The sequence below is a fragment of the Micromonospora arborensis genome (assembly GCF_003205615.1).
Lineage (GTDB): Bacteria > Actinomycetota > Actinomycetes > Mycobacteriales > Micromonosporaceae > Micromonospora > Micromonospora arborensis.
Genome location: NZ_PYBV01000011.1, coordinates 117,305 through 130,095 on the forward strand (window position 1 = coordinate 117,305; position 12,791 = coordinate 130,095).

The 12,791-nt window shown below is 71.3% G+C and carries 8 protein-coding genes; 3 read left to right on the plus strand and 5 right to left on the minus strand.

The window, feature by feature from the left end:
- The first annotated feature begins 136 nt into the window (after positions 1-136).
- The gene (locus C7C45_RS08460; RefSeq protein WP_110563080.1) at positions 137-5,977 is read left to right on the plus strand and encodes a ThuA domain-containing protein; all 5,841 of its coding nucleotides are present in this window, start codon (positions 137-139) and stop codon (positions 5,975-5,977) included.
- Positions 5,978-6,050: 73 nt separating this feature from the next.
- Positions 6,051-6,575, plus strand: coding sequence for a hypothetical protein (locus tag C7C45_RS08465; protein ID WP_110563081.1), 525 nt, complete (start codon positions 6,051-6,053; stop codon positions 6,573-6,575).
- A 74-nt stretch (positions 6,576-6,649) separates the two neighbouring features.
- On the opposite strand, the gene C7C45_RS08470 is transcribed toward C7C45_RS08465, so the two are convergent.
- The 4 genes from C7C45_RS08470 to C7C45_RS08485 are packed head-to-tail and all read right to left on the minus strand — an operon-like array spanning position 6,650 to position 10,772.
- A complete protein-coding gene (locus C7C45_RS08470; RefSeq protein WP_208641104.1) occupies positions 6,650-7,612 on the minus strand; it encodes an aldo/keto reductase in 963 nt (320 codons plus the stop codon).
- Positions 7,613-7,649: 37 nt separating this feature from the next.
- Positions 7,650-8,450, minus strand: a complete 801-nt coding sequence (locus tag C7C45_RS08475) for a nucleotidyltransferase domain-containing protein (protein WP_110563082.1) — start codon at positions 8,448-8,450, stop codon at positions 7,650-7,652.
- Positions 8,447-10,126, minus strand: coding sequence for an ABC-F family ATP-binding cassette domain-containing protein (locus C7C45_RS08480; RefSeq protein WP_110563083.1), 1,680 nt, complete (start codon positions 10,124-10,126; stop codon positions 8,447-8,449). The genes C7C45_RS08475 and C7C45_RS08480 overlap by 4 nt, the downstream gene beginning before the upstream one ends.
- 40 nt (positions 10,127-10,166) lie before the next feature.
- Positions 10,167-10,772 (minus strand): class I SAM-dependent methyltransferase, encoded by a 606-nt coding sequence (locus C7C45_RS08485; protein ID WP_110563084.1) that lies wholly within the window; start codon positions 10,770-10,772, stop codon positions 10,167-10,169.
- 104 nt (positions 10,773-10,876) lie between these two features.
- Between C7C45_RS08485 and C7C45_RS08490 the strand changes: the two genes are divergently transcribed.
- Complete coding sequence (locus C7C45_RS08490; RefSeq protein ID WP_167454682.1) at positions 10,877-11,926, plus strand: hypothetical protein; 1,050 nt, start codon at positions 10,877-10,879, stop codon at positions 11,924-11,926.
- A 21-nt stretch (positions 11,927-11,947) separates the two neighbouring features.
- On the opposite strand, the gene truA is transcribed toward C7C45_RS08490, so the two are convergent.
- Positions 11,948-12,778 (minus strand): tRNA pseudouridine(38-40) synthase TruA, encoded by an 831-nt coding sequence (truA, locus tag C7C45_RS08495; RefSeq protein WP_110563086.1) that lies wholly within the window; start codon positions 12,776-12,778, stop codon positions 11,948-11,950.
- Positions 12,779-12,791 lie beyond the last annotated feature (13 nt).

Below are 12,791 nucleotides of genomic sequence, written 5' to 3' on the forward strand. Positions count from 1 at the left end.
GCCGAATTAATTTGTTCAGCGATTCGACAAAATGTCGGCGGGGGCACCCTGGCACGGTGTAACCGCCGGCTCCATCAGGGAGTGCCTTCGGCGAGCCGACTCCCGCGAGCTCTGTCACTACGACACAGGAGGCGGCGTGTCCCGTTCTCGTCGTGCCCGCGTACCCATCACCGCGACCTTGATCTCCCTAGCTCTCGCCTCGACGACGCTGTTCGGTATGCCCGCGCAGGCGGCGCCGACGGCCACGCAGGTCCCCCCGCGAGAGGCACCAGCCGGCTCCCCGGTCACCCAGGTGGCGCCGAAGGTAGCGAAGGCAGCCGCCGATCCCTACTCCGTCCTGGTCTTCTCCAAGACCGCCGGCTTCCGGCACGACTCCATCCCCACCGGCATCGCCGCCATCCAACAACTCGGTGCCGCCAACGGATTCACCGTGGACAGTTCCGAGGACGGCGCCGCATTCAGCGACGCCAACCTTGCGAAGTACAAGGCGGTGATCTGGCTTTCCACCACCGGTGACGTGCTCAACGCCGACCAACAGGCGGCATTCGAGCGTTACGTGAAGGCCGGCGGCGGCTACGTCGGCATCCACGCCGCGTCGGACACCGAGTACAGCTGGGCCTGGTACGGCGACCTGGTCGGCGCGTACTTCGCCAACCACCCGGCCAACCAGCAGGCCACGGTCAAGGTGGAGGACCACGCCCACCCGTCCACCGCCACGCTGCCGGACCGCTGGTCCCGGTTCGACGAGTGGTACAACTTCCAGACCAATCCGCGGCCCGACGTGCACGTGTTGGCCAGCCTGGACGAGAAGAGCTACACCCCGGGCGCCGGCGCGATGGGTGCCGACCACCCGACCGCCTGGTGCCAGGACTTCGACGGTGGTCGGTCCTGGTACACCGGCGGTGGACACACCCGGGAGTCGTACGCCGACCCCGCGTTCCTCTCCCACCTGCTCGGCGGCATCCAGACCGCCGCCGGCGTGGTGGACGCGGACTGCGGCGCCTCGAAGACCTCGAACTTCGAGAAGGTCACGCTGGACAGCAACACCAGCAACCCGATGGAGTTGGACATCGCTCCCGACGGCCGGGTCTTCTACATCGAGCGCGACGGTCGCGTGCAGATCGTGAAGCCGGACACCGGCAGCACCGTCACCGCCGTCGACCTGGACGTCTTCACCGGCAACGAGGACGGTCTGATCGGCATCCGGCTCGACCCGGACTTCGCCACCAACAAGTGGGTGTACCTGTACTACGCGCCGAACGACGGCGTCACCCGCAACCTGCTGTCCCGGTTCACGGTGACCGGCGACACCATCGACCCGGCCAGCGAGAAGCAGGTGCTGCGGGTCGACACCCAGCGCAACACCTGCTGCCACGCCGGTGGCAGCATGACCTTCGACAGCGCCGGCAACCTGTACCTGGCCACCGGTGACAACACCAACCCGTTCGAGTCGAACTCGTACTCGCCGCTCGACGAGCGGCCGGGTCGCCAGGACTTCGACTCGCAGCGCACCTCGGCCAACACCAACGACCTGCGCGGCAAGGTGATCCGGATCCACCCGGAGGACGACGGGACGTACACCGTCCCGACGGGCAACCTCTTCGCGCCGGGCACCGAGAAGACCCGTCCCGAGATCTACGCGATGGGCTTCCGCAACCCGTTCCGGATCGGCACCGACCCGAAGACCGACACGCTCTACGTCGGGGACTACGGACCGGACGCCAACGCGAACAACCCGGACCGCGGCCCCCGCGGTCTGGTCGAGTGGAACATCGTGACCCCCGGCAACTACGGCTGGCCGTACTGCACCGGGACGAACGAGGCGTACAACGACTACACGTTCCCGTCCGGCCCGAGCGGGGCGAAGTTCGACTGCGCCGCACCGGTGAACAACTCGCCCAACAACACCGGCCTGACCAACCTCCCGCCGGTCGTCCCCGCGACCGTCGACTACGGGTACGCCGGTGACGCGCGTTACCCGGAGATCGGCGGCGGTGGCGCCCCGATGGGCGGCCCGGTCTACCGGTACGACGCCGACCTCAACTCCACCCGGAAGTGGCCGGCGTACTACGACGGCAAGGCGCTGCTCGGCGAGTGGAACCAGAACAAGATGTACACGATGCAGGTGACCGCCGACGGCAAGTCGCTTGTGGACATCAACCAGTTGCTCACCGGGATGAGCATGGTCCGGCCGATGGACTTCGAGTTCGGCCCGGACGGCGCGCTGTACCTGATCGAGTGGGGCAGCGGCTTCGGCGGCAACAACGACAACTCGGGCATCTACCGGATCGACTACATCGCCGGTGACCGCGCGCCGATCGCGGCGGCGTCCGCCACCCCGACCTCGGGCGCGGCACCGTTGGCTGTCACCTTCTCCAGCGCCGGCTCCCGGGATCCGGACGGTGGCACGCTCACCTACGCCTGGACGTTCGGCGACGGGCAGACCTCGACCGAGGCGAACCCGACGCACACCTACGCCACGGCGGGCAACTACACCGCCCAGCTCACGGTCACCAATCCGAAGGGCCGTACCGCGGTGGCCAACGTGCCGATCACCGTGGGCAACACCGCGCCGACGGTGACCATCGAGTTCCCGCCGGACGGTGGCTTCTTCAACTGGGGTGACCAGGTCCGCTACACCATCAAGGTGACCGACCCGGAGGACGGGCAGGTCGACTGCGACAAAGTGCAGCTGCAGGTGCTGCTCGGTCACGACGAGCACGCCCACCCGTTGGAGCAGCACACCGGCTGCACCGGCACCGTCCAGACGTCGCTCGCCTCCGGGCACGGCGCCGAGGCGAACGTCTTCGCGGTCTTCGAGGCCACCTACACCGACGAGGGTGGTGCCGGCGGTTCCGGCGCGCTCACCGGCCGGTCGATCGAGGTCCTGCAGCCGAAGCAGAAGCAGGCCGAGTACTTCACCGCCACCGGGCGCGCTCCGGTGAGCACCGGCGGCGGAGACGCCGGCGTGCAGCGGGAGACCGGCGCCGACACCGCCGGCGGTGGTCAGAACATCGCGTTCATCGAGGACGGCGACTGGTGGTCGGTGGCCCCCGCCGACCTGACCAACATCACCGAGATCCGGTTCCGGGCCGCCTCGGCCGCCGCCGGCGGTCGGATCGAGGTCCGCGCGGGTGCCGTTGACGGACCGGTGGTCGCCACGGCCACCGTGCCGGCGACCGGCGGCTGGCAGACGTACACGGACGTGAGCGCACCGGTCACCGGTGCCGCGAGCGGTTCGCTGTACTTCCTGGCCCGCGACCCGAACGGCGGGACGGGCTCGCTGTTCAACGTCAACTGGATGGACTTCGTCGGCGGCGGTGTCACCGAGAACGCGCCGCCGACGGTCAGCGCCACGGCCACCCCGGCGACCGGCACCGCGCCGGTCACCGTCGCCTTCGACGGCACGGCCACCGACGCCGACGGCGACACCCCGCTGACGTACGCCTGGGACTTCGGTGACGGAGGCACGGCGACCACCCTGGACGCCAGCCACACCTACACCAGCCCGGGTACCTTCACGGCCACCCTCACGGTGACCGACAGCAAGGGCGCCAAGGCGTACGCCTCGGTGCCGGTGCGGGTGGACGCGCCCGACACGTCCTGCTTCGGGGCGCGTTCGGACGACTTCAACGGCAACACCCTCGACAAGGCCCGCTGGACCAGCGTGATCCGGGAGAACCAGCTCTACTCGCTCAGTGGCGGCGCGCTGCGGCTGCCCACCGGCGTGGGTGACCTCTACGGGGCTCGCAACGACGCCACCAACCTGGTGCTCCAGGCGGCTCCGACCGGTGCCTGGGAGATGACCACCAAGGTCACCCTGCCGGTGACGGCCAACTACCAGCAGGCCGGCGTCCTGGTGTACGGCGACGACGACAACTACGCCAAGCTGGACCTGCTGTACAACGGCAGCCGGCGGGTGGAGTTCATCCGGGAGACGGCAGCCACGCCGCGCAACGAGGCCGCCGACGCCACCAACGCACCGGCCGGTGACACCGTGTACCTGCGGATCACCAGCGACGGGACGAACCTGACCGCGTCCGCCTCGGGCGACGGGCAGACCTTCACCCCGGTCGGCCGTTCGGCCGCGCTCGCCGGCATCACCAACCCACGGATCGGGGTCTTCGCGCTCAACGGAGGCACCGAGGCGCCGGTTGTCGACGCCGCGTTCGACTCGTTCCAGGTCACGCCGGACGCCCCGGCCGGCCCGGTCGACCCGTCGGACGAGTTCACCGGCAGCTCGCTGGACAAGTGCCGGTGGGACGCCATCACGCGGGAGGACCCGACCGGTTACCGGGTCACCGGCGGCGCGCTGCGCGTCGACGTGCCCAACGGTGACATCTACGGCACCGACAACACCGGGCCGAAGAACTTCATCCTCCAGACCGCGCCGTCCGGCGACTGGACCCTGGAGACGAAGGTCGACGGCAGCCTGCTGAACGAGCAGTACCAGCAGGCCGGTCTACTCGTGCAGGCGGACGACGACAACTACCTGAAGCTCGACTTCATCGCGGACAACCAGGCCGGCCAGGCGGTGACGCGGCGGATCGAGTTCCGCAGCGAGATCGCCGGGGTGGTCCAGAACCCGCAGCCCGAGGCGGCCAACCTGACCTCGGCGGTGTGGCACCTGCGGCTGGCCCGCACGGGCGACACGTTCACCGCGTCGTACTCGGCCGACGGGACGACCTGGACCGCGTTGACGGCGTTGACCAACAGCGCGGTCGGGGCGACCCCGAAGGTCGGGCTGTTCACCCTCGGCGCCAACCAGACGGCGTCGAAGACCGCCTCGTTCGACTACTTCCGGCTCAGCACGGAGGTGGCCGACGAGACCGCGCCGGTGACCACGGCGGCGGTTTCCGGCACCCCGACCGACGGGTGGTACACCGGGCCGGTGACGATCACGCTCACCGCTGCCGACGAGGCCGGCGGTAGCGGGCTCGCCGGTACGGCGTACCAGCTGGACGGGGCTACCACCTGGACGGATTACACCGCACCGGTGGAGGTCACCGGGGACGGCGAGCACGAGCTGCGGTTCCGCTCGACCGACGAGGCGGGCAACGTGGAGTCGACGAAGACCGTCTCGGTCAAGATCGACGCCACGGCGCCGGTGACCTCGGCGACGTTCGCTCCGGCGAACGACGCCGGCTGGCACGACGGGACGATCCCGGTCGTGTTGACCTCGACCGACGCCGGTTCCGGCGTCAAGACGGTGGAGTGGTCGCTGGACGGTGGCGCGTGGACGCCGTACTCGACGCCGGTCGAGGTGACCGGTGACGGGCAGCACGAGCTGCTGTTCCGCTCGACCGACAAGGCGGGCAACGCCGAGACGCTCAAGTCGGCGGTGCTGCGCATCGACGGCACCAAGCCGACGCTGCTGGTGTCCGGGCTCGCCGACGGCCAGCTCTACGGCGACAGCCAGGACGTCCGGGTGTCCTGGCAGGCTGTCGACCCGACCTCGGGCATCGCGACCGTGGTCGGCAAGTTGGACGGCCAGGCGTACACCAGCGGCACTCTGCAGGCCATGTACGAGCTGCCGCTCGGCCTGCACGAGCTGACCGTGACCGCGACCGACAAGGCGGGCAACGAGACCACCTCGGCGGTCCGGTTCTTCGTCACCACCTCGTTCCGGGACATGCAGAACCTGCTGGACCGGTTCAAGGCGACGGGGCGGCTCTCGGCCACGGCACACAAGCAGTTGACGGCGAAGCTGGACGCGGCCCGCAAGGCCGAGGCAGCCGGTAACGACAACAAGGCGATCAAGCAGCTGACCGACTTCCGGAACCTCGCCGCCGACGCCACCCTGGTGGCCGAGGCGGAGGTCCGGGACGTCCTGATCCGGGACGCCGACTCCATGATCGTTCGCCTCGGCGGTGCGGCCAGCAAGGCCGGCGTCAAGGCGAACGATGGCGAACCGATCAAGGGCACCGGACGACTCGGTGGCGATGCCACCCGGCTCGCACCCGGTCGCCAGCTCTGATCCGACGAGGCCCCTCCCCGACGCCGCGGCGTCGGGGAGGGGCCTCCCCCATTCAGTAGTGAGGGAGAGGCCCGTGACGGGTATCCGCAAGGTGTTGGCGGCCGTGTTCGCCGGGCTGGCCCTGACCCTGCTCTCCGCTGCCCCAGCGGCCGCTCAGGCCGACAAACTCAAGCTGACGGTGGCCGGTGACGGGGCCGAGGGGGTCACCATCCAGGCCACCCACACCGACGGTCGTCGGCTGGACAAGGTGGTGCGGTTGGTCCTCACCGCCACCGGCCCGGACGGGCAACAGATCGGGCCGGTGCAGCTGGACCCTCAGCCCGAGGGCCACGGCTTCTACAGCAGCGGCCCGGTGCTCTCCGCCGGCAAGTGGAAGGTGACGGTCAAGTCCCCCGCTCCGTTGCAGAGCGAGGCCACCGCCACGGTGCAGGCCCAGGCGGCGCAGTCCCCGCCGGTGCCCGCGCCGGTCGCGGTGACCGCGCCAGACCGAACCGCCGGGGCGGGCGCCGGCTGGTGGCCGTTCGCGGCCGGCGGTCTCGTGCTGGTCGCCGCGGCGATGGGGGTGGCCATGCTGTTCGGTCGCCGCCGCACCGGCTGACCGGGGCGGCGCTGAAGCGCCATCCGACGACCGGGCCGGGCCGCGACGAGCGGCCCGGCCCGCTGTCGTCCGGCTCAGAGGATGGCGCGCAGCGCCGCCAGGTCCTCGTCGCTCGGCTCCCAGGTGCCGGCGGCGGCGTTGGCGCGTACCTGCTCCGCGGTGGTGGCACCGGCGATCACCGAGGTCACCGCCGGCTGGGCGGCCAGCCCGCCGATCGCCACCTGCAGCATCGTCAGACCCCGATCGGCCGCGTACGCCTCGATCGCCTCGATGGTGTCCCAGTCGGCTGCGGCGAGCCGCTCCGCGTACCGGCCACCGCCGGAGAGCCGGCTGCCGGCCGGCGGCTGGCCGTCGCGCTTGTACTTACCGGTGAGCAGCCCGTTGGCGAGCGGGAAGAACGGCAGCATGCCAAGGCCGAACCGCTCGCAGGCCGGGATGACCTCGGTCTCGACCGAGCGCTCCAGCAGGCTGTAGTGGTTCTGGGCGCTGATGAAGCGGGCCCGACCGTTGGACGAGGCGACCCAGTCCGCGTCGGCGATCTGCCAGCCGGTGAAGTTGGAGTTGCCCAGGTACCGCACCTTGCCGTCGCGGACCAGGTCGTCCAGGGCGGCGAGGGTCTCGTCGATCGGGGTGCCCGGGTCGGGCTCGTGCATCTGGTAGAGGTCGATGTGGTCGGTGCCCAGTCGACGCAGCGACGCCTCCACGGCGCGGGCGATGTAGCGCCGCGCACCCCGCGCCCCGAAGTCCGGTCCGTTCAGGCCGTTCATGTCCATACCGAACTTGGTGGCCACCACCACGTCGTCCCGGCGCCCCTTGAGCGCCTGCCCGAGCAGCTCCTCGGAGGCGCCCTGCGGCTCACCGTAGATGTCGGCGGTGTCGAACAGGGTGATCCCGGCGTCCAGGGCGGCGTCCACCACCGCGCGGGTGCCGTCGAGGTCGAGCTTCCGGCCAAAGTTGTTGCAGCCGATGCCGACCACGGACACCACGAGCCCGGAGTCGCCCAGCCGGCGATAGGTCATCTCAGTCACGAGATCCACCCTATGCCGGCCTGGTCGGAGCCACCTCGTCGGTGGCTCAACCGACCACCTCCGAGACCAGCTCACGGGCCGCGCTGATGGTGGCGGCAAGCTCGGCGGGGCTGCGGCCGACGGCACCGAGGAGTGCCTGGGCCCTCCGCTCGAAGTCCGGTGGGGCCCCGGGCAGCCGCCCGGCCGCAGCGAGCATCCCCTTCTCGTTGACCAGCCACCGGCCCGCTCGGGCGTGCAACACTTGGGCGAGCACCCCGACCGCCCGGAACAGGCAGCCGGCGACGTACCCGCTGTCCCCTCCGGCGCTGGCCTTGGCCGCGCCGGCCAGCAGAAACCCGGCCTCCCAGCCGCCCGCCAGCAGGGCATCGGCCAGTGCGGGCGGATACTCCCGGGCCTGCTCCTTCAGCCTGGCCAGCTCGCCGGTCGGATCCGCGAGCACCTGACACAGCGCCACCTCGCCGACGTAGGCCGACGAGTAGAAGCCGAGCGGGTGCCCGGCCTGCGCCCCGACCTCGAACCAGCCGGCCCGGCAGTCCGTCCAGACGCGGTGCACCCGGTCGAGGTCCCGGTAGATCCAGTCCACCGCCGCTCCACCGATCCGCAGCCAACCACCGCCGTCGACCCACGGACCCCAGCCACCCGGGGCGGTCAGCGCGACGTCGGCGTCGTCGGCAACCGTCACGGCGACCGCGCGCAGCGCGGGTACGTCCAGCTCACCCCGGTAGTACAGGCCCAGATCCCAGTCCGAGTCCGGACGCTGCTCACCGCGCGCCCGGCTACCACCGAGCGCCACGGCGACCACCCCCTCGACGGCGCAGAGCCGGTCGGGCAGGTCGGCGGGGATCACCCGACGTCCCAGACCGGCTCCGGAGTCTCCACCACCTCGCTGTCGCCTCGGAACAGCACGAACCGGTCGAACGAACGCGTGAACCAGCGGTCGTGGGTGACCGCGATCACCGTCCCCTCGAACGCGGTCAGGCCCGCTTCGAGCGCCTCCGCGCTGGCCAGGTCGAGGTTGTCGGTGGGCTCGTCGAGCAGCAGCAGGGTCGCCCCGGACAGCTCCAGCAGCAGCACCAGGAAACGGGCCTGCTGACCACCGGAGAGCGTGCCGAAGCGCTGGTCACCCTGACCGGCCAGCTCGTATCGGCTGAGCACCCCCATCGCCGCGTGCCGGTCCATCCCGGTGCGGTGCTCGTCGCCCCGCCAGAGGATTTCGACAAGCGTCTTCGACATCAGTTCCGGCCGGTCGTGGGTCTGCGAGAAGTGCCCGGGGCGGACCCGGGCACCCAGCCGGGCCACACCGTCGTGGGCCACCGGGGCGAGCGCGCCCGCCCCGTCGACCGGCCCGTTCGCCGGGTCCGGGTCGGTGCCGCCCCGCGCCAGCAGCCGGAGGAAGTGCGACTTGCCGGTGCCGTTGGCACCGAGCACCGCCACCCGATCGCCGTACCAGATCTCCAGGTCGAAGGGGTAGGTCAGGCCGTCGAGCTCCAACTGTTCGCAGATGACCGCGCGCTTGCCGGTCCGCCCGCCACTCAGCCGCATCCGGATGTCCTGGTCCTTGGGCGGTACGGGCGGCGGCCCGGCCTCCTCGAACTTGCGCAGCCGGGTCTGCGCGGCCTGGTAGCGCGAGGCCAACCCGTCGTTGTACGCGGCCTTCTGCTTGTACATCAGCATCAGCTCGCGCAGCTTCTGGTGCTCCTCGTCCCAGCGTCGACGCAGCTCGTCGAGGCGGGCGTGCCGGGCCACCCGCGCGGAGTGCCAGCTGGCGAAGCCGCCCGGGTGCACCCAGGCGCTGCCACCCTCGACGGCCACCACCCGGTCGGCGCTCTGGGCCAGCAACTCGCGGTCGTGCGAGACGTAGAGCACCGACTTGGTCGACTCGCGCAGTCGCGCCTCCAGCCAGCGCTTGCCGGGCACGTCGAGGAAGTTGTCCGGTTCGTCGAGCAGCAGCACCTCGTCGGGGCCGCGCAACAGCAGCTCCAACGCGAAGCGCTTCTGCTGGCCGCCGGAGAGGGTACGCACCGGTCGGTCCCGCACGGCGTCCCAGGTCAGGTCGAGCACGATTGTCGCGACGGTGTCGAAGAGCACCTCGGCGTCGTACCCGCCGGACTCGCCCCAGGCGCCCAGCGCGTCGGCGTACGCCAACTGGGCCTTACCCGCGGCGTTGCTGAACTTGCCGCGGGCCTCGGCCGCCCGCATGGCGGCCTCGGTCTCGCGGAGCTGGCGACCGGCGTCGCGCAGCGAGGGCGGGGCCAGCGACAACGCCAGGTCGGCGAGCGTCGACTCATCGCCGATCATGCCGATGAACTGGCGCATCACGCCCAGCCCGCCGGCCCGCGCGACGACGCCGGTACGCACCGGCAGGTCACCGGCGACCATCCGCAGCAGCGTGGTCTTTCCCGCGCCGTTCGGCCCGACCAGGGCGACCTTGCTGCCCTCACCGACCCGGAACGACACGTCGGCGAAGAGTTCCCGACCGTCGGGCAGGATGTGCCCGACCGCTGCCACGTCCACGTATCCCACGCCGGGATCCTGCCCCAGCGAGGCCGGGAGGGACATCCAATTACCGGGTGACGCGCAGCACCCGGAAGCCCTTCTGGCTGGCGTACCGCTCGACCTGCCAGCTCTGCTCGGTGAGCCAGCGCTGCAGCGAGTCGCCGCCGAGGTGCCGGGCGACGACGAGCCAGCCGACGCCGTCCGGGGCGAGTCGGGGCAGCCAGCGCAGCAGCAGTTCGTGCAGCTCGTCCTTGCCGATGCGGATGGGTGGGTTGGACCAGATCTGGGCGAATTGAAGGTCCGCCGGGACGTCGTCGGGCGCGTGGACCCGGACCCGGTCGGCGGCGTCGACCCGGGCCGCGTTGGCGGCGGTCAGCTCGCGGGCGCGGGCGTTGACGTCGACCGCCCAGACCGTGCTGGTGGGCGCCAGGTCGGCCAGCACGCACGCGATCGGCCCGAACCCGCAGCCGAGGTCGAGCAGGTCACCGACGGTATCGGCGGCGGGCAGGTCGGCCTTCCGTAGGAGTACGGCGGTGCCCGGGTCGAGACGGCTGGCGGAGAAGACGCCGCCGGCCGAGACGAGCCGGTAGTCGCGGTCGGCGACGGAGAACTCGACCTCGCGCGGCGGAGCGTCGCTGGCGGGCTGAGCGGTGAAGTAGTGGTCGCCGGTCACGCTGGCAATTCTCGCACCGGCCCGGGGCCGACCATGACACGGCCCACGCGCACATTTCCCCGAAATTACCCCCTAAAGGGACAATCACTCCTACTCTGGGCGACATGGTGTATCGGTACGAGTCCGATGAGGACGCTTTCGAGGAGTACCCGGAACCCGGGTCCGACCTGTCGGTGCTCGGCGCCGGTCCGCCCCCGCCGGCCGGGCCCTCTCCATCACGCTTCCCCACACCGTCGCTGCCCCGGGTGAACCAGCTCTCACTGCCGTCGTCGCAGCCACCACCGACTCGTGCCGACATTCCGCCCGCCGCGCCCCGCAGCCAGGTCTACACCTCAGCCACGCCAATGGAGCCGACCACCCGACGCGGCGGCGGCCGACTGTGGCAGGTGCTGATCGGCGGCGCAGCGGTCCTGGTGCTGCTCGCACTCTGCGGCCTCGGCGCCGCCGCGGTACTCATCGACCGCAACCAGCAACCGCAGAGCACCCCGACGTACCAGCCGAACGCCGCCCCGACATCGGCGGCACCGGAACGGCCGGCCCTCGACTCCCGGGAGTCCGACCAGGCCCCGCTCACCGCCAAGGAACTCTTCCCCACCAAGGAACTCAAGCTCACCGGCGGCCAGCCGAGCTACCAGGTGCTCAAGACACAGTCCAGCGGCAGTTGCGCGGTCGCCGCCACCGACGAGGTCGCCGACCTGCTGGTCCTCCTCGGCTGCAACCAGGTCGTCCGGGGCACGCTGCGTACGCCCGACGGCGACCACCTGGTCACCACCGGCCTGTTCAACCTCACCGACAAGGCCAACGCGGATCGCGCCCGGGACCGGGTACGCCAACTCCTCGACGAGCGGCACGGCAGGTTCCGCGGCCTCGTCGGCGGCGACGGCACCGACGTGCTGAGCACCGCCCCGGCGCGGGTCGGCTGGCAGGTCCGTGGCCACTACCTGGCGTACGCGCTGGTGGTCCGCGAGGACGGGGCGGCGATCAAGGCGGATGACACCAAGGTCCGCGAGATCCTGTACGACATGATCGAGCTGCACCTCAGCCGGGGCGTGCTGCAGAAGCGGGCCGACGGTGGCACAGCCGCCCAACCGACGCCCTCCGACAGCAGCGCGAGCCAGGGCGGCACCGGCGACGACGGGTTGCCGGGCGACTGACCCGCGCCGGGCGGTCGGCGGTCAGCCCTCGACCGGCACCCGCAGTCGGCGGGTGAGATCGGCACGGCGGGCGTACTCGGCCGGATCGGCCGGGTAACCGACGGCGACCAGGGTCAACCCGTGCGCGGGGGCCACCGTCACCTCGCTGGACCGCTCCTGCCGGGTGAGCAGGCTGCCCGGCCACTCGACCGGCCGGCGCCCGTCCCCGGCCACCAGCATCGCCCCCACCAGGCTGCGTACCATCGCCTGGCAGAACGCGTCGGCCTGCACGGTCGCGACCAGGATGCCGTCCGGGTCGCGACGCCAGTCCAAGCGGGTCACCTCGCGCAACGTGGTCGCGTGCTCCTTGCGCCGGCAGTACGCGGCGAAGTCGTGCTCCCCGACGAGGCCGGTCGCCGCGGCGTTCAACGCGGCCAGGTCCAGCGGCTTCGGCCAGGCCAGCACCTCGTGCCGGCGCAGCGGCTCCGCACCGAAGGGCGCATCGGTGACCCGGTATTCGTAGCGCCGGAAGGTGGCCGAGAACCGGGCGTCGAAGTCGGCCGGCACCTCGGTCATCGCCCGTACGCGCATGTCGGTGGGGAGCAGCCGGGCCAGCCGACGCAGCAGCCGCCCCTCGTGCTGCCGCCACACGTCGACGGGCAGGTCCAGGTGGCAGACCTGCCCGGTGGCGTGCACCCCCGCGTCGGTCCGCCCGGCAACCGTCAGCCCGGTGGCCGTGCCGGCTCCCAGGACCAGGGCCAGGGTCTCGACGAGCACCCCCGCGACAGTGCGCCGGGTCGGCTGGGCGGCCCAGCCGGAGAAGCCCGTGCCGTCGTACGAGACGTCCAGCCGCAGCCGGATCCGCTCGTCCACCTCGTACCTCCTG

What these genes read in the sequence shown, in the direction of transcription:
- C7C45_RS08490 (WP_167454682.1), top strand. Translation starts at nt 10,877, where the DNA reads ATGGTGTATCGGTACGAGTCCGATGAGGACGCTTTCGAGGAGTACCCG.